Raw genomic sequence first — 17458 nt, 5'->3', positions numbered from 1 at the left:
TAAGTGATTTTCTAAGCAAGATTTTTAAATAAAGTCAGGGAAAGTATTTTTATTATTACATGGACTGATTAATTAACAAAGTAGGGGGTAATGAGCAGAACTAAGGGGGGAAGTCAGATACAAAAATGCCAGGCAGTGAGAGCTGTCTGGCATTTGAATATTCTAGATTTATGATAAAAGACTATTCGTCTAAGAAACTTTTCAATTGCTCAGAGCGACTAGGGTGACGGAGTTTACGCAAAGCTTTGGCTTCGATTTGACGAATACGTTCACGTGTTACATCAAATTGTTTACCAACTTCTTCAAGCGTATGGTCAGTGTTCATATCAATACCAAAACGCATTCTGAGGACTTTTGCTTCACGAGCTGTCAAACCAGCAAGCACTTCTTGCGTGGCATCTTTTAAACTACCGCCAGTGGCAGAGTCTAAAGGCTGCACTATGGTGCTGTCTTCGATAAAATCACCTAAATGTGAATCTTCGTCATCACCGATAGGAGTTTCCATTGAAATCGGCTCTTTGGCAATTTTTAATACCTTACGGACTTTGTCTTCTGGCATTAACATACGTTCTGACAATTCTTCAGGTGTTGGCTCGCGGCCCATTTCTTGTAACATTTGACGAGAAATACGATTCAGTTTATTGATTGTTTCAATCATGTGCACTGGGATACGTATTGTACGTGCTTGGTCAGCAATTGAACGAGTGATTGCTTGACGTATCCACCATGTTGCATAAGTTGAGAACTTATAACCACGACGATATTCAAATTTATCAACCGCTTTCATCAAACCAATGTTACCTTCTTGGATAAGATCCAAAAATTGTAATCCACGGTTTGTGTATTTTTTCGCAATAGAGATAACCAAACGTAAGTTGGCTTCAACCATTTCTTTTTTCGCTCGTCTTGCTTTGGCTTCGCCAATAGACATGCGACGATTAATATCTTTGATATCGGCTATGATTAAGCCTGTTTCGTCTTCTACTGTATTCATCTTGCTGATTGCACGCTCAAGTTCTTCTTGATGTACTTTCATTTCTTCAGCATAGGGAAGGGTAGAATTCAGAATTTCAAACAACCAATCGGTAGTCGTTTCATTACCAGCAAATGCTTTTATGAAATCTTTCTTAGGCATTTTAGCTGTAGCAACGCAGTGTTTCATCACAATACGTTCTTGAACACGAATTCGGTCCATCATGCTACGCATATTTTTAACCATGCGATCAAATTGTTTAGGAGTTAATCTAAATTCTTTGAATACTTCACTTAATTCATGAATTTGAGTTCTTGCGTCAGGGTGTGAACGCCCCTTGGCATCTATCACATCACGGGCTTTTTCATATTGTACACGTAATGCGCCAAATTTTTCGCGAGCAAGTTCTGGATCTGGTCCAGTATCTTCTTCTTCCTCGTCTTCATCATCTTCGTCACTGTCGCCATCTTCGTCTTTTAATTCTTCTTCAGAAAGTTCAGAACCGATATGAGTGGCTGTAGGTGCAACATCTTGTTCATTTGGATCAACAAATCCAATGATGATGTCACTTAGACGAATTTCTTCTGCTTCAAAAAGATCCCATTGATCAAGTAAATGGGTGATAGCTTCTGGATACTCAGCAACAGAGCATTGAACCTGATTGATGCCTTCTTCGATACGTTTAGCGATAACAATTTCGCCTTCACGAGTCAGCAGTTCTACTGTCCCCATTTCACGCATATACATACGTACAGGGTCAGTTGTGCGGCCAATTTCACTTTCTACAGTGGCAAGAGCCTGTGCTGCCGCTTCTGCGACTTCTTCATCAGTGTCACTTTCTTGCATCAAAAGTTCATCTGAATCAGGGGCTGTTTCAAAGACCTTGATGCCCATGTCGTTAATCATGCGGATGATATCTTCGATCTGATCAGAGTCGACAATATCTTGTGGAAGGTGGTCGTTAACTTCCGCGAAAGTCAAATAGCCCTGTTCTTTACCTTTAGCAATGAGGAGTTTTATCTGCGACTGCTTGCTTTGCACCATATAACCTTACACTTCTTGAATTAATTTAAAATTCGTACAACTCTTCTTTTTAGAGAAAAATTTTACATCGTAATTGTTTAACTGCTTAGCCTATCTATGATATATAAACCGACCTGAGCGAATTAGCCAGTATAGCAGACTTAGCTACCCTACGGCTAGAGTCTGTTGCGCTTTGGTGTATGAATTTCGTTCGATTCAATGTTTTATGATTGGTCGTTGGCTTAAGTATCTAGTGAACTAAGCTGAAATTAGCATCAAATGACAACAGTGTATTTATATTGGGTTATTTTTGTTCTTTTACAAGTAGGTTGAGCTCTTGTTTTTCTCCATCAGTTAAAAAACTTGTTCTAGACTTAGCAAATAATTCATCCATTCGCCCTTGTAAGTGCCAATCAAGTAATTTAGTAAAGCTATCTTCAAATACTAATTGTTGATTTTGCTCTGCATACTCCCAAGCTAATAGCTTCGCTAAATGCGGGCTGGCGGGGTGCCCTCTGAAGTGTTCAAGTACTTGAGCTGTATTGGCCGAGGGCTTACTTTTACAAAATTGAAATAATTCATTTAACATGGCCATGCCCTGGATAGGGGCATTGATTAAGGGGGCTGGATCGGCAGAGGCACACTTAATCGCCAAGCTCGGATCATCAAGTAATAAGCGGATCATCATGCGAACCGGAGAAATAGTACTTTTGTTTGGCGTTTTAAAATCTAATTTTGCTAAACCTTTGTGTTGGTTGGCCTTAGCAATATCGGTTTCTAACTTATATTTATTATGGTCTCCCATATGACTACTTAAATCAGCCATCAAACTGGCGCGAATATTGTCGCCAATAATTTGCTCTATCAATGGCATGGCTTCAGTTTTTAATGCGGCCTTTCCTTCGTTACTGCTTACATGATGGCGTTGCAGTAAATTGTTGAAGAAAAATTTAGATAAAGGTACTGAGTCTGATTGCAGTCTTTGTTCGAAGGTTTCTTTACCAATTTTGCGTACTAAAGTATCAGGATCTTCACCGTCAGGTAAAAACATAAACTTCATTTGCACGCCATCTTTTAGGTAGGGGAGTGCGTTCTCTAATGCACGCCAAGCAGCCTCTCGTCCAGCACGGTCACCATCATAACAACAAATAATTTCGCTGGTAGTGCGAAACAACATTTGAATGTGTTCTGGCGTAGTCGCTGTACCAAGGGAGGCAACAGCGTAATCTATACCAAATTGGCCTAATGCAACCACATCCATGTAACCTTCGACTATTATGACTTTGGCTAAATTTCTATGTGCTTGTTTAGCTTGATAAAAACCATATAACTCATGGCCTTTGTGGAAGATTCTGGTTTCAGGGGAGTTTAAATATTTGGGGCCGCCATCATCTAGTACTCGTCCACCAAACCCTATAACACGACCACGTTTGTCACGAATAGGAAACATAATGCGATCACGGAAAAAGTCGTAGCGTCGTCTATTATCATTTTCAGTGATAAGTTTTAGATCGAGTAGTTGCTGCTGAAATGTTGGATTGATACCAAATGTTTTCAGTACACTATCCCAATCTGGTGGTGCAAAGCCCATATCAAACGCTTTAACTATTTCGCCGTTTAATCCACGTTTTTTTAAATAATCTACTGCTTTATTTTTTTCTGGATGGGATTTGAGTTGTTGTGAAAAGTATTTTGCCACCTTTTCCATTAACTCGTAATCATTGCCTTTTTGCTGTTTTTGTTCTGCGCTTAGAGCTGGAGCTCCACCTTTTTCTCGGGGAACTTCTATACTGTGGTATTGAGCTAATTCTTCTATGGCTTCAGGAAATTCTAATCGGTCGAATTCCATTAAAAACGAAATAACATTACCGTGCGCGCCACAACCAAAACAATGATAAAACTGCTTGTCTTGGCTGACAGTAAAAGAAGGACTTTTTTCATTATGAAATGGACAACAAGCTTGGTGATTACGGCCTGCTTTTTTTAAAGAAACACGACTGTCTATTAACTCTACTATGTCAGTTCGAGCGATGATGTCATCTATAAATTCACGAGGGATACGGCCAGACATGTAATTTTCTCAAGCAATACAATAAAATCGGGGAGTATGATGCCATATTGTCAGTATAAACTTCGACACTAATTTAAATATTAGCGCCCTAAATAAACAAACCGCAACTGAGTGCGGTTTGTAGAATGCTATATAGTGTACTGATATAACTTAAGCGTTAAGCTTAGCTTTTATTTTACTACTAAGTTGGCCTATATCAGCTTTGCCTTGAACTTTTGGTTTTAACCAGCCCATGACTTTACCCATATCCTGCATTCCAGTAGCACTAGTTTCTTCCATTGCCTGAACAATTAAAGAATCTATTTCTGCCTCAGTAAGGGCTTTAGGCATAAAACCTTGCAAAATAACAATTTCTGCTAGTTCGATGTCAAGTAAGTCTTGTCGACCTGCAGTTTCGTATTGACTGGCTGCATCTTTTCGCTGTTTTATCATCTTGATTAAAATAGCAAGAATACCATCATCGTCTAAAGCAATATAACCGGGATTAGTACGTCCATCGATTTCATGTTGCTTTACGGCAGACAAAGCCATGCGAATAGTACCAAGACGAACTTTATCTTTGGCGCGCATAGCATCTTTTTGTGCATTTTTTAAATCATCTAATAAAGACATGTATGACTCATCGAAAACGTAAAAAGGATGTGTGATAAAACGACTTAAAGCGCGTGTTTCATAATTAAATACAAATAACGCGCTTCAGAAGAGATTTAGTACAATCTGATGCGACGAGCGTTTTCGCGAGATAACTTCTTCAAAAGACGTTTCTTAGCGGCAGCTTTCTTACGCTTACGTTCCCAAGTAGGTTTTTCAAAAAATTCGCGACGACGAACTTCAGAAAGTACACCTGCTTTTTCACATGAACGTTTAAAACGACGCAATGCAACATCAAAAGGTTCGTTCTCTCTAACTTTAACGATTGGCATTAAACTCTTACCTCAAAAATATATTAATTATATCGACCGGTACATAAAAGTAACCAGCTCGGTTAAAAATGGTGCGGAATTCTAATCATATCCACAGCAGAAGTAAAGCCTTGTTAGGTTAAAAAGTGAATATCTTCAAACAAATTTAATTTTAAATTGGCGCTTTCACTTCAGAACAGTAAAATGCCAGCAGTTTAATCTGTAAATTATTAAAAATATTATGCGAGTATTAGGAATCGAGACCTCATGTGATGAAACTGGTGTTGCTGTTTATGATGAGCATCAAGGGTTATTGTCACATCAATTATATAGCCAAGTAAAGTTACATGCTGATTATGGTGGGGTAGTTCCCGAATTAGCATCAAGAGATCATGTGCGAAAAATCATTCCTTTAATAAAGCAGACATTATTGGAAGCTAACTGCACCGAAAAAGATTTAGATGGCATTGCTTTTACGAAAGGGCCTGGTTTGGTAGGGGCTTTACTAGTGGGGTCGTCGGTTGCCCGTAGTTTGGCTTATGCGTGGAATTTGCCTGCTGTGGGTGTACATCATATGGAAGGCCATTTGCTTGCACCTATGCTAGATGAACCAGTACCATCTTTTCCTTTTATTGCGCTATTAGTTTCAGGTGGCCACTCTATGATGGTTAGAGTGGATGGTATCGGTCAATATCAAGTTCTAGGAGAATCTGTAGATGATGCTGCAGGTGAAGCCTTTGATAAAACTGCAAAGTTGTTGGGTTTAGATTACCCAGGAGGGCCGTTATTAGCTAAATTGGCCGAACAAGGAGAAGCAGGGCATTATCAATTTCCACGGCCTATGACCACGAAACCTGGATTAGATTTTAGTTTTAGTGGTTTAAAAACGTTTGCTGCTAATACTATTCGAGCCAGTGATGGTAGCGCACAAACTCATGCTAATATTGCTTATGCGTTTCAAGAAGCTGTGGTGGATACGTTAGCGATAAAATGTAAAAGGGCGTTGAAACAAACCAAACTTAAACGTTTAGTGATTGCTGGTGGAGTAAGTGCTAACAAGCAATTGCGCACTCAACTGGCTGATATGATGAGAAGTATCAATGGTGAAGTGTTTTATCCTAGATTAGAATTTTGTACTGACAACGGTGCGATGATCGCTTATGCGGGATTACAAAGGTTAAAAGCCGGCGAAACTGAATCGTTAAGTACAAAAGCTCAACCTAGATGGTCTTTAGAGGATTTACCCGCCATTTAGTTGGTTCACTTTCGCTTATTCTGTCGTACTTTGCTTTCTTGCTTATAGAACAAACGGATTATATTTTCTTTGTGGCGAAGAATAATTAAGCCGCTTAAAATGGCTACTGCCATGGCATACTCAGGTTGGATTAACCAAGTTAAAAGTGGCGCTAAACTAACGGTAATAATTGCGGCTAACGAAGAATATCCTGATATATATAATACTATTACCCAACAAAAAATAAGCAGGGATGCTAAATCTAAGCCTAAAGGTAAGATAGTGCCAAAAGCTGTTGCAACGGCCTTGCCACCTCTAAAGCCAAAAAATATTGGAAACATATGGCCTAAACATGCGGTGACAGCAACAAAAGCTAGATATACAGGGTCTAAGCCCAAATAATAACTAGCCCATACTGGTACTGTACCTTTTAAAATATCAAATATTAATACTAAGGCAGCAGGTAATTTTCCGCCAATTCTTAATACATTTGTGGCGCCTGGGTTACCTGAACCTTGCTCTCTAGGATCGCCTAAGGCAAATAATCTACACACCAAAATAGCACTTGATACAGAACCAAGCAGATAGGCAAATGCAAACATGAATATTGTGAGTGCTGTCATGTACTTGTGCTAAAAGAATGAGTTACAATTCAGCCAGAATATAACAATCTAAGATAAAATGCAGCGCGGATCACAAATGGATAAAATTCATATCGAAAGACTAGAGGTCTTATCGCTGATTGGCGTGTATGACTGGGAAAGAAAAAACAAGCAGCGACTGATACTCGATATTGAGTTACAAGCAGATTTATCTATTGCTGCTCATTCAGATAATGTTGACGACACGCTTAATTATGCTCTGGTGGCACAAACATTAGCGGATGAGGCTAAATGCTGTGATTTTAAACTAATTGAGGCACTAGCCAGTCATTTAATTGATTGTATCTTAAAGTCATTTCCAGCAGTGAAGATTGCTCGATTAAAGTTAAGCAAACCTGACATTTTGGCCAATGCAAAGAATGTTGCAGTAGAGTTTACGCGGGAGCGAGCAGTGTGAGTGTGCTTAATAGCGATACACATGAGATTTATATTAGTGTGGGAAGTAACCTTGATAAAGAAAAACATACTAGGGCTGGGTTACAAGGCATGTATCAAGCTTTTGGACCGCTCCAATTATCCTCTGTATACGAAAGTGAATCTGTAGGTTTTACCGGTAATAATTTTTATAATTTGGTTGTTAAAGCTCATACATCTTTACCTGTAGAGCAAGTATGTAAAATACTTAAGCAGATAGAACAAGACAATAAACGTCAACGAAATGAACAAAAGTTTGCTCCTCGTACTTTAGATTTAGATCTCTTGTTATATGACGAACTTGTTATGCAATCACCAGTAGAATTACCTCGCCCAGAAATATTATATAACGCTTTTGTTTTAAAACCGTTGGCAGAAATTGCGGGTGATCTTATCCACCCTATAGTAAAAAAATCTTATGCCAGTCTTTGGCAGGAATATGACAAAACCCGACAACACCTTTGGGTGATTACATTTGAATGGAGCTCTACTGAATCATGACATTATTTGAAATTATTATTTTGGCAATTATCCAAGGTTTGACTGAGTTTTTGCCTATTTCTAGTTCTGCACACCTAATTCTACCTTCTGAAGTTTTTGGGTGGCATAACCAAGGATTAGCATATGATGTGGCAGTACATGTAGGAAGCTTGTTAGCTGTGATGATTTATTTCCGTGCAGATATAGCTCGACTAACTGTTGCATGGTTAAGTAAAGGGTTTACGGCTAATCAATCTGCAGACAGTAAGTTAGCTTGGTGGGTCATTTTAGCCACCATTCCAGCAGTGATATTTGGATTTTTATTAAAAGATTATATCGAAGTGTATGGTCGTTCTGCCTTGGTTATTGCAACGACGACTATTGTGTTTGGTTTATTACTTTGGTACGCCGATAAAAAAGCAACGCTAGCTAAGAATATTACTCATATAACGTGGAAAAACGCCTTGATTATTGGTATTGCCCAAGCCATCGCTATTATTCCCGGGACGTCTCGTTCTGGTATCACTATGACCGCTGGGCTGATGTTAGGGCTTAATCGAGACAGTGCCGCAAGGTTTTCATTCTTATTATCTATTCCGGTCATTTTAGGGGCCGGATTATTAGCCACTGTTGATTTAATACAAGAGCCGAATGGAGTCGATTGGCAAGCACTATTATTTGGGGCGGTATTTTCATTTGTTAGCGCTTATGCTTGTATTTATCTATTTTTAGCTTGGATCTCAAAAATTGGTATGTTGCCTTTCGTGATTTATCGTTTGATCTTAGGCGTAGCTTTATTACTGTTTGTGTTGTTATAAAAGGAATTCTTATGTCTGATACCATATTTACTAAAATTATTAATAAAGAAATACCGGCTGAAATCTTATATGAAGATGAATTAGCGTTAGCCTTTAGTGATATTAACCCTCAAGCTCCAATACATTTTTTGGTTATTCCTAAAAAGCCGATAGCTACCATCAACGATATTGCGCCTGAAGATAAGGCAACGGTAGGGCATTTATATTGGGTAGCTGCACAAATTGCTGAGGAAAAGGGCTTTGCAGAAGATGGCTATCGTGCCGTGATGAACTGTAACGAGCATGGCGGACAAACTGTCTACCATATTCATTTACATGTGTTGGCGGGGAAAACGTTAGGCTGGCCACCGTATCAAGAGCGTTTGAAAGTTAGTGAAAATTAAATAATAACTATCCTGAACTCGGGTTAAGAAGTGTCAATTTAATTCACACTTAAAATTCAACTGGGTACAAATACACATTCATTTTAGTTTATATCAACGCATCCCTGAAGACGAAATTTTTGTGGATAGCAAGGCGCATTTTCGTATGAAATAGCGGACTATTGTTAGAAGAGCCAATGCCGCTAGGCGCCAAAAGAGGGGTGTTGAGAGGCTCGGCTTATCTCGAACTCAGGTTTACTAAGGACTGCATGAGCAGTCCTTGTCATCTTAAGCTCTTTAAATCTACTATTTTATTTTTATAATCCTAGAACTTCTAGCCTTTGTTTAAAGTCTATATCAAGGTGAATTGAAATTTGGGTTAATTTATTTAAGTCTGGTTGTAATTCAGATTTAATAAACCCAAATTAGGGCACTAATTTATCTACCTATTTATAATCTCCATCTGCTTGAAATGTTAAAATCTTATTGAATAAAGTATCAATAGAAGATTACTTTTATTACATGAAAAAATAAGCTGAAGATTGCGCAAAATATTATTGTAGAAAGAATTTCTATAAGGTTTCCGATTTATATCCTTATTCTGAAGGAATATATTGGATAGTATGCAATATATAGCAAATATTTAGCGTTTTATGGGGTTATGAGGGCTAGTTAGTATCAAAAAATATGCTAGCATTTAAACTCTTCCAGATTTATCCATTCGTTCAAATCTGTTTGTATTTTTCAGATTAATTAAGTGAACTAAAATTGGATACGGGAAGCTCGCGTAATCTCAGTTTATATCCAGTAGGACATAAACTTAAATAGTACAAAATAAATATGACTAGCTGATTTATATTCGGCTGTTCACAGGATACGGATAATTACATGGCTACAGAAAATGCATTATTAACCATCTTGGTTGAAAAAATAAATAACGATACTTTGGTATTGCCGACTCTCCCTGCTATTGCACTTAAAGTTAGGCGAGCTGCCGATGATCCTAATATAAATTTAAATGCTATGGCCGATGTCCTCGGACAAGATCCTTCACTCTGTGCTCGCATGATCAAAATATCAAATAGTGCTTATTTGGGGCGTGCTGTTAAAGTGACGTCAACAGCACAAGCGGTCACTCGTATTGGTCTTCGCCAAATTAAAAATATCTCTACTGCATTAGCGATGGAACAATTATTTGTTTCTAAAAATGATGTGGTAAAAGCTTATATGGAAAAAGCGTGGGCTGACACTATTGAAGTAGTGGCTAGTTCGTTGGCCGTTTTACAAACTCATATTAAACATACTAAAAATCGTTCGCTTTCATTGGAATCAATGATGTTAGCTGCGTTAATTAATAATATCGGTATTTTACCCATTTTAACTGAGGCTGAGCGGCATTCTGAGGTATTTGCAAATCCTACTTTTTTAGAAGTTGCCATTCAAAAATTATCTGGAAAGATAGGTTCTAGTATTATGAAAGAGTGGGGGTTTGAGCCTGAGTTTATAGAAGTCGCTGCACACTTTAATGATATGTCAGTACAAACTGAAGCTGTCTCTTATCTCGATCTTGTTCGTATTGGCGCCGCGGTTTGTGGACGTCTTGATAAGCATAAAGATGAAGTGCTTGAAGCAGCGGTTAAAAAAGGTATTGTTGCAGACGTTACAGATTTATTGTCAGATGATTTTATTGAATTACGTGAAAATGCGAAACAGATATTTGCCTAAGGTTAAATTGAATCTATAGCTGGTATTTATATACTAGCTATAGATTCACTATTTTTTATTCTTGTTCGTTATCCAACTGAAATATTACTTTTAATCGTTCAGCAAACCTGACAATTTCACCTGACATTAAAGCAAAATTTGCATCTAGTCTAGCTAGTTGATCATCCTTTGGAATATCATCATTTTGTTCAACTATTACATCTGTAAACTTAAGCCGCTTAATACTTAAATCTTCTTGAATGATTGCTTGTAAAGTTTCATTCCATTCAATAGCAATTTTTTGTACTGATTTTCCGGCAGCTAAATGATTGGAAATTTCATCGCTGTATAAATCTTGATTTTTGCAGCGAATAATAGCGCCATCTTCTTCTAGGGCTTTTAATTCTGCTTCTTCTAATATAACTATATCAGAAGGGACTGAATCATCTTTTAGCCAAGCCGTTAATTCACCTTGTATTGATTGTCTAGCCATAGGTATGACTGGTAACGAACCAATTGCTTTACGTAACATGGCCAAAAATGCTTCGGCTTTGCCATCTGCTGAGGCATCAACTACGACTAATTTATCTTTCCAAGAAATAAAACCATGGGTAAAACTATTTTTGGTGAATGCTTGTGGTAATAATCGCTGAATGATTTCTTGTTTAATATCTTGTTGAGCTTTTTTGCCCACTGGAGAGCCTGTTTCGGCTTCTATTAACGCGACTTTATCTGCTAGTTCAGCATTCACTACTGCGGCAGGTAATATACGCTCCTGTTTTTTCAGGGTTAACCAAATTCGTCCTGCGGTTACGTGGATAAGCGTCTTACCTTGATTGAAAGGAGAACCCCATCCCATGGTGGCTATTTCTTGACTACCGCAAGGACGAAATTTAAATTCAGCTAATTTGGTTTCTAAATCCTCTTCAGTAATATCTAGATCTTGGGTGAGTGTGTAAAGCTTCAGGTTTTTAAACCACATATATTGGATCCACTATAATTAGTTTTAGGAGTAAAACAAAAGACTGGAAAGAGTAGCAGGAATCCTTCGTCCTCGCTATACAGGTAGGCTTATTTTGTATTGTAAACCTTGGTTTGGTTCACTATGTACTTTGATGTCACCTTTTAATGTCTGAGTCACTAGGTTGTACATTATATGGGTGCCTAAGCCACTTCCACCTTTGCCTCTTTTAGTAGTAAAAAAAGCATCAAAATGTTTGTCTAATGTGTCTGATATTAAACCTTTACCATTATCAGAATAATTAATTATTAAATTCCCTTCATCCTGGCTGATTTCAATATCGATACAGCCTTTCTCGATATTTTCAAAACCGTGAATGAGAGAGTTCATTATCATGTTAGTGAAAATTTGTGCTAAGGCACCAGGTGCACAAGTGAAGGTCAGATCTTCTGGACAACTGACATTAATCGTATGTTTAGTCTTTTTGAAATTAGGCGCTAGAGATTGTATTACTTCTGTTAAATATTGACTGACATTAATTTCACGTTCTGCTTCGCTAGTTTGGTCAACGGCCACTTGTTTAAAGCTAGAAATAAGGTCAGAGGCCCTGTTCAAATTATTTGTCAGAAGGGTTGCTGTTTGTTGGGCGTCAGAGATGAATGTTGACATTGTGCTACCAGTTAAACTCTTTTCTTCGTAAGCAGTTTGTAATTTACTGATTCGCTCTTGTAAAAAACTAGTAGCAGTAATGCTGACTCCTAATGGAGTATTAACATCGTGTGCAATACCCGCAACCAAACCGCCCAGAGAAGCCATTCTTTCTGATTCTATTAATTGATCTTTGGCTAATTTAACTGTTTCCATAGACTTAGCCAGCTCAGAGTTTCGATTACGTAATTCGTCTTCTATAAATTTACGATTTTCATTTTCTTGACGTAATTCTCTTTGATTGATTAATAACTCATCTTTCTGTTGTTCTAAGTCCAACATTATTTTGCTCAAGGTTGCGGTTTTCTTAGCAACTTCTTCTTCCAATGATATATTTTGCTCGTCTAATAATTTATTGGCTTCCTTTAATGCATTTTGTGCACCGGATAACTTTGCCTGATAAATAATCATTTCGTCGATCAGTTTGTTATATGAGGTTTCTAGAAGTTTTAATTCATTATTGTCTGAAATGCCTAAGTCTAATTTTGAAGATTCTGGATCTTCTAGATGGAAATCAGAAATCTGTTGAGAAAGTTCATTCAGCGGATTGGTTAACATGGTACGAAAGGCACTCATAAACAGAAATACCAAAAAGCCAGTTTTAACAATGGCATTACCAATTAAAAAGAAAATACCCACTTCGATACGACTAAAAATGATATCAATACTTGAATACAAGGTAACGTCACCAACCAAAGATGTACGCCCAGAAAATTCAAAAATAAGCGGGAAGCTGTAACCAAAAGTACTGCCCGAATGGTCTCTTACCACACCTTTGGTAATGGGTTCATCGATAAGTTTAGAGGTACGGCCTAAGTCTGCGATATATTTACTATTTTCATCGCGTATCTGTACACCTTCAATAATAGGCAGTTCCATTAAACCAACAGCAATTGATTTGGCTTGAGGGGTATTCAGTTCCCATATTGCCCGAGTTAAACTTGTGCTGAAGGTGTTTTTTAAGGTTTGTAGTTCACCTTCGATATGACTTTTAGTATTTAAGTACTCAGTGAAAACTTGGCCTGTGGTAACAATAAGTGTAAGAATAAAATAAACAGATAATACTCTAGCGAGAAGTTTTTTTGATAATCCTTTGTTTACGCTAGACATATCTAATGGGCATCCTTTAGCTAAGAAGTTTAATCTGATACCGTACAGAATATGCGTATTAAAAAAAATAAACAAGAACAGACATTAAATGAATCAGTAACATAGTAATTTTATTTTTGTTGGCTCCCTCTTTCGTGAAAGAGATTTTGTAATTAAGTGAAAAATTAGCGGTTGTTGCTGCTAATTTGGGAATATATGCATGTTTATTACACTTAAATGATAAGTTTAATAAAAGTGTCATAAAAAGTATGAATAATCGGTGCCCTGAAGTATTAAGGAATTTAAGCATGGCCAAACGTATATTATTAGTAGAAGACGAAGCACCGATCAGGGATATGTTGAAATTTGTTCTTGAGCAATCGGGCTATGAAACAATTGAAGCTGAAGATTTCCAAGTTGCTTTGGATAAAATAGTTGAACCTTATCCTGATTTAATTTTACTCGATTGGATGTTACCCGGTGGAACAGGTATTCAATTGGCTAAAAAATTGAAACAGCATGAATACGCTAGAGATATCCCTATCATAATGTTGACAGCTAAGGGTGAGGAAGAAGACAAAATTCGAGGCTTAGAGTCGGGTGCTGATGATTATGTTACTAAACCCTTTTCGCCTAAAGAATTAGTGGCTCGAGTGAAAGCTGTTATTAGACGTGTTACACCCACCTCCAGTGAAGATGCAATTGAATTTAAAGGCTTAAGATTGGATCCTGTTTCCCATAGAGTGACATCAAATGAAGCACCTATAGAAATGGGACCAACTGAGTTCAAGTTATTACACTTTTTTATGACTCATGCAGAACGTGTTTATAGCCGAGAGCAGCTATTAGATAATGTTTGGGGAACCAATGTGTATGTAGAAGATAGAACAGTTGATGTGCATATTCGCCGGTTACGTAAAGCATTGTCAGTCTTTTCTCACGAAAATATGATTCAAACTGTAAGAGGTGCGGGCTACCGGTATTCCACGAAAATATAAGACATGTTTAATTAACTAACTAGAAAAAGAAGGTCTGAGTTTCAGGCGTGATGATCAAATGTTCATACAAGATAATACAGACTTTTGATAATAAGGAACATTTGATATATGTATCATCGTTTTATGTGGTTTAAGAGTGTGCTTAGGGTGATTACTTTTATTTCTCTAACCTCTTATCTTGGTTATTATTTTGATCAATTCGCCGTAGGTGTAATCTGTGGCGGAATTGTCATTCTTGCATGGCAATATTGGCGTTTACATCGATTAAACTATTGGCTTTGGCATAGTAAAAAAATCACTCCTCCCAATACGCGAGGGGTATGGGCTAATATTTATGAAGGTATTTATGCCGTTAAGCTAAACAACCGTAATAAACGTAAAGCCTTAGGTGAAATTATTCGCAGATTTCGCGAAGGCGCTGAAGCTCTGCCTGATGCAGCACTAGTGGTTGATGAGAAAGGAAATATAACTTGGTGTAATCGACTTGCTCGCATTGAGTTAGGTATTCGCTGGCCGGAAGATACTGGACAGAATATTAATGATTGCATCCGTTCTGCACATTTTAAGAAATTTTTTAAAGCACAACATTTTGATCATCCAATTGAAATCACCTCACCTATTAATCCATCTAAAGTATTAGAAATTAGGATTGTTCCTTATGCTGAACAGGATTTAATGTTATTAATCAGGGATGTAACAAGGGTAATTCAAATTGAAAATATGCGAAAAGATTTTGTGGCCAATGTTTCTCATGAATTGAAAACACCTCTAACTGTTATCAACGGTTATTTAGAAATGATCCCTGAAGATGGAAGTATGCCAGCGCCTATGATGCATAAAGCTATCACTGAAATGCGCTCTCAATCGATTAGGATGCAAAGTTTAATTGAAGAACTATTGGTGTTATCTCGTATCGAAGCTAGCACTGAAAGAGCGTTTGAAAAGCTGGTTAATGTGCCGCAAGTTTTGTGGCAAATACAAGCTGAAGCCGAAGCATTAAATCGTGATAAACAACATAGGATATTTTTTGATATATCTCCCATTTTGTACGTTTACGGAATTGAAACAGAATTACGCAGCGCGTTTTCTAACTTGATATTCAACGCCATTCATTACACCCAACCTAGAGGTGTAATCCAAGTGACATGGGGATTTGAAGGTCAACAAGCAAAGTTTAGTGTCAAAGATAATGGGGATGGTATTGCAGCAGAACACATTGAACGGTTAACTGAACGTTTCTATCGCGTGGATAAAGCTCGTTCGCGCACTACAGGTGGCTCAGGTTTAGGTTTATCTATAGTCAAACATGTATTGTCTCATCATAATTCTAAATTAGTCATAGACAGTGTTGTTGGACGTGGAACTGAATTTAGTTGTCGTTTTTCTCCTGAATTAATTTCTCTTATTGAAAGCGATAAAGGGAATTAATCATAGATTATTAAGCGAAATTTCAGCACAAGTCCAACGATCTCTTAACGTATATTATTAAATGATTGATCCACTTAACGAATAAATATCAAAGCTTCATAGCAAATTGTAATCAAGCCTAGTACAGTTATCTGCAATTTTTCGTGACCTCCATAAAACTTAAAAATAAAGGACAAGATATGAAACTTGAATCTCTTGCATTACATCACGGTTATACCTCTGAAGACACCACTAAAGCGGCGGCTGTGCCTATTTATCAAACGACTTCGTTTACTTTTGATAATACTCAGCATGGTGCAGATTTATTCGATTTAAAAGTACCGGGTAATATTTACACTCGCATCATGAACCCAACAACAGACGTGCTTGAACAAAGAGTGGCGGCGATGGAAGGGGGCATAGGTGCTTTGGCTGTTGCCTCTGGCATGGCTGCCATTACGTATGCTTTGCAGTGTATTTGTGATGTAGGCTCTAATATTGTTAGCACCAGCCAACTTTATGGAGGCTCATATAACTTATTGGCACACACTTTACCTAAGCAAGGTATTGAAGCTCGTATGGTGTCTGCTGACGATTTAGCTGGGTTTGAAAATGCAATCGATGATAACACTCGAGCTATTTTTTGTGAGTCTATAGGTAACCCTGCAGGTAATGTGGTAGATATTGCAGCATTGGCTGACATTGCTAACAAACATGGCGTACCTTTAATTGTTGATAATACAGTGGCCACGCCATTTTTGTGTCGTCCTTTCGAACTTGGTGCCCATATAGTGGTGCATTCATTGACTAAATACATAGGTGGTCATGGAACCAGTATTGGCGGCGTGATTGTAGATTCAGGTAAATTTGATTGGGTCGCCAATAAAAAGCGTTTCCCGATGATGAATGAACCGGATCCCTCATATCATGGTGTGGTGTATACAGAAGCGTTAGGGGCTGCAGCCTATATCGGTCGTTGTCGTGTTGTTCCTTTACGTAATACCGGTGCTGCATTATCGCCGCACAGTGCATTTCTAATTTTGCAAGGCCTTGAAACTTTAGGTTTACGTATGGAACGTCATTGTAGTAATGCTGAAAAATTGGCCGCATTTTTACAAGATCATCCTAAAGTAAATTGGGTTAATTATGCCGCTTTACCTGACAGCCCTTATCATACAGTTTGTCAAAAAATCACAAATGGTAAAGCATCTGGTATCTTAAGTTTTGGTGTTAAAGGAGGGATTGAAGGAGGCGGCCAGTTTATTGATGCTTTACAAATGGTGTTGCGTTTAGTCAACATAGGTGATGCTAAATCACTAGCATGTCATCCCGCCTCAACGACTCACAGACAATTAAACGAAGAAGAACTTGCCAAAGCTGGCGTGAGTATTGATTTGGTCAGAATTTCGGTGGGAATTGAAAATATCGACGATATTATTGCTGATGTAAGACAAGCGTTAGATACAGTTTCTTAATTTTGCATTTTTGACGTTAAACATTAATACAGAACCCTTCATTACATGGAGGGTTTAAGATCTAACATTCTTTAATCTTTCTTTAGCTGAATAGCCAACTCTAAAAATCTCTATTTCAAAGTGGCGAGTCTATTCCAAAATAGTAGAAGTTAGTTACAATATTACTTTTAAATTATT

Annotated in this window: 16 protein-coding genes; 9 read left to right on the top strand and 7 right to left on the bottom strand. The window is 37.7% G+C overall.

The window, feature by feature from the left end; translation table 11 throughout:
* Positions 1-181: 181 nt before the first annotated feature.
* The 4 genes from rpoD to rpsU form a co-directional block, all read right to left on the bottom strand.
* Entirely contained in the window at positions 182-2017 is a 1836-nt protein-coding gene (gene rpoD / locus GQR87_RS15400; RefSeq protein WP_199271628.1) for an RNA polymerase sigma factor RpoD, read from the bottom strand.
* 283 nt (positions 2018-2300) lie between these two features.
* On the bottom strand, positions 2301-4067 hold the full coding sequence (gene dnaG, locus GQR87_RS15395; RefSeq protein ID WP_158970832.1) for a DNA primase: 1767 nt from the start codon (positions 4065-4067) through the stop codon (positions 2301-2303).
* 150 nt (positions 4068-4217) lie between these two features.
* Entirely contained in the window at positions 4218-4679 is a 462-nt protein-coding gene (locus tag GQR87_RS15390; protein WP_158970830.1) for a GatB/YqeY domain-containing protein, read from the bottom strand.
* A 95-nt stretch (positions 4680-4774) separates the two neighbouring features.
* Positions 4775-4990, bottom strand: coding sequence for a 30S ribosomal protein S21 (gene rpsU / locus GQR87_RS15385; protein ID WP_006991319.1), 216 nt, complete (start codon positions 4988-4990; stop codon positions 4775-4777).
* Positions 4991-5210: 220 nt separating this feature from the next.
* Between rpsU and tsaD the strand changes: the two genes are divergently transcribed.
* Positions 5211-6224, top strand: coding sequence for a tRNA (adenosine(37)-N6)-threonylcarbamoyltransferase complex transferase subunit TsaD (gene tsaD, locus GQR87_RS15380; protein ID WP_158970828.1), 1014 nt, complete (start codon positions 5211-5213; stop codon positions 6222-6224).
* A 5-nt stretch (positions 6225-6229) separates the two neighbouring features.
* On the opposite strand, the gene plsY is transcribed toward tsaD, so the two are convergent.
* The gene (gene plsY, locus GQR87_RS15375; RefSeq protein ID WP_158970826.1) at positions 6230-6826 is read right to left on the bottom strand and encodes a glycerol-3-phosphate 1-O-acyltransferase PlsY; all 597 of its coding nucleotides are present in this window, start codon (positions 6824-6826) and stop codon (positions 6230-6232) included.
* 76 nt (positions 6827-6902) lie between these two features.
* On the opposite strand from plsY, the gene folB reads away from it, so the two are divergent.
* The 5 genes from folB to GQR87_RS15350 all read left to right on the top strand — a co-directional run bounded on the left by folB (position 6903) and on the right by GQR87_RS15350 (position 10664).
* Entirely contained in the window at positions 6903-7262 is a 360-nt protein-coding gene (gene folB / locus GQR87_RS15370) for a dihydroneopterin aldolase (RefSeq protein WP_158970824.1), read from the top strand.
* A complete protein-coding gene (gene folK, locus GQR87_RS15365; RefSeq protein ID WP_233267279.1) occupies positions 7259-7780 on the top strand; it encodes a 2-amino-4-hydroxy-6-hydroxymethyldihydropteridine diphosphokinase in 522 nt (173 codons plus the stop codon). Before folB ends, folK begins: the two co-directional genes overlap by 4 nt.
* Positions 7777-8577 (top strand): undecaprenyl-diphosphate phosphatase, encoded by an 801-nt coding sequence (locus GQR87_RS15360; protein ID WP_158970822.1) that lies wholly within the window; start codon positions 7777-7779, stop codon positions 8575-8577. Before folK ends, GQR87_RS15360 begins: the two co-directional genes overlap by 4 nt.
* A gap of 11 nt (positions 8578-8588) precedes the next feature.
* Positions 8589-8960 carry a histidine triad nucleotide-binding protein gene (locus GQR87_RS15355; RefSeq protein ID WP_158970820.1) on the top strand — a complete coding sequence of 124 codons (372 nt, stop codon included), beginning with the start codon at positions 8589-8591 and terminating at the stop codon, positions 8958-8960.
* An 867-nt stretch (positions 8961-9827) separates the two neighbouring features.
* On the top strand, positions 9828-10664 hold the full coding sequence (locus GQR87_RS15350) for an HDOD domain-containing protein (protein WP_158970818.1): 837 nt from the start codon (positions 9828-9830) through the stop codon (positions 10662-10664).
* Between the two features lie 55 nt (positions 10665-10719).
* Here GQR87_RS15350 and rdgC read toward each other — a convergent pair whose 3' ends face one another.
* Together rdgC and GQR87_RS15340 are read right to left on the bottom strand one after the other, a co-directional pair.
* Positions 10720-11625 carry a recombination-associated protein RdgC gene (gene rdgC, locus GQR87_RS15345; protein WP_158970816.1) on the bottom strand — a complete coding sequence of 302 codons (906 nt, stop codon included), beginning with the start codon at positions 11623-11625 and terminating at the stop codon, positions 10720-10722.
* 75 nt (positions 11626-11700) lie between these two features.
* A complete protein-coding gene (locus GQR87_RS15340) occupies positions 11701-13422 on the bottom strand; it encodes an ATP-binding protein (RefSeq protein WP_158970814.1) in 1722 nt (573 codons plus the stop codon).
* 287 nt (positions 13423-13709) lie between these two features.
* Between GQR87_RS15340 and phoB the strand changes: the two genes are divergently transcribed.
* The 3 genes from phoB to GQR87_RS15325 all read left to right on the top strand — a co-directional run bounded on the left by phoB (position 13710) and on the right by GQR87_RS15325 (position 17281).
* Positions 13710-14399 (top strand): phosphate regulon transcriptional regulator PhoB, encoded by a 690-nt coding sequence (gene phoB / locus GQR87_RS15335; RefSeq protein ID WP_158970812.1) that lies wholly within the window; start codon positions 13710-13712, stop codon positions 14397-14399.
* A 108-nt stretch (positions 14400-14507) separates the two neighbouring features.
* Positions 14508-15827: a phosphate regulon sensor histidine kinase PhoR gene (gene phoR, locus GQR87_RS15330; protein WP_158970810.1), complete on the top strand. Its 1320-nt coding sequence runs from the start codon at positions 14508-14510 to the stop codon at positions 15825-15827.
* 179 nt (positions 15828-16006) lie between these two features.
* Positions 16007-17281, top strand: a complete 1275-nt coding sequence (locus GQR87_RS15325) for an O-acetylhomoserine aminocarboxypropyltransferase/cysteine synthase family protein (protein ID WP_158970808.1) — start codon at positions 16007-16009, stop codon at positions 17279-17281.
* The last annotated feature ends 177 nt before the right edge of the window (positions 17282-17458 follow it).

Origin of the sequence: Paraglaciecola sp. L3A3 (assembly GCF_009796765.1) — a bacterium.
Classification (GTDB): domain Bacteria; phylum Pseudomonadota; class Gammaproteobacteria; order Enterobacterales; family Alteromonadaceae; genus Paraglaciecola.
Note: the sequence above shows the minus strand (reverse complement) of the source record. Positions and strands in the feature narration are given on the sequence as shown.

Coding starts and splice junctions, on each gene's coding strand:
- rpoD (WP_199271628.1), bottom strand. CDS start 2,017: ATGGTGCAAAGCAAGCAGTCGCAGATAAAACTCCTCATTGCTAAAGGT.
- dnaG (WP_158970832.1), bottom strand. CDS start 4,067: ATGTCTGGCCGTATCCCTCGTGAATTTATAGATGACATCATCGCTCGA.
- GQR87_RS15390 (WP_158970830.1), bottom strand. CDS start 4,679: ATGTCTTTATTAGATGATTTAAAAAATGCACAAAAAGATGCTATGCGC.
- rpsU (WP_006991319.1), bottom strand. CDS start 4,990: ATGCCAATCGTTAAAGTTAGAGAGAACGAACCTTTTGATGTTGCATTG.
- tsaD (WP_158970828.1), top strand. CDS start 5,211: ATGCGAGTATTAGGAATCGAGACCTCATGTGATGAAACTGGTGTTGCT.
- plsY (WP_158970826.1), bottom strand. CDS start 6,826: ATGACAGCACTCACAATATTCATGTTTGCATTTGCCTATCTGCTTGGT.
- folB (WP_158970824.1), top strand. CDS start 6,903: ATGGATAAAATTCATATCGAAAGACTAGAGGTCTTATCGCTGATTGGC.
- GQR87_RS15360 (WP_158970822.1), top strand. CDS start 7,777: ATGACATTATTTGAAATTATTATTTTGGCAATTATCCAAGGTTTGACT.
- GQR87_RS15355 (WP_158970820.1), top strand. CDS start 8,589: ATGTCTGATACCATATTTACTAAAATTATTAATAAAGAAATACCGGCT.
- GQR87_RS15350 (WP_158970818.1), top strand. CDS start 9,828: ATGGCTACAGAAAATGCATTATTAACCATCTTGGTTGAAAAAATAAAT.
- rdgC (WP_158970816.1), bottom strand. CDS start 11,625: ATGTGGTTTAAAAACCTGAAGCTTTACACACTCACCCAAGATCTAGAT.
- GQR87_RS15340 (WP_158970814.1), bottom strand. CDS start 13,422: ATGTCTAGCGTAAACAAAGGATTATCAAAAAAACTTCTCGCTAGAGTA.
- phoB (WP_158970812.1), top strand. CDS start 13,710: ATGGCCAAACGTATATTATTAGTAGAAGACGAAGCACCGATCAGGGAT.
- phoR (WP_158970810.1), top strand. CDS start 14,508: ATGTATCATCGTTTTATGTGGTTTAAGAGTGTGCTTAGGGTGATTACT.
- GQR87_RS15325 (WP_158970808.1), top strand. CDS start 16,007: ATGAAACTTGAATCTCTTGCATTACATCACGGTTATACCTCTGAAGAC.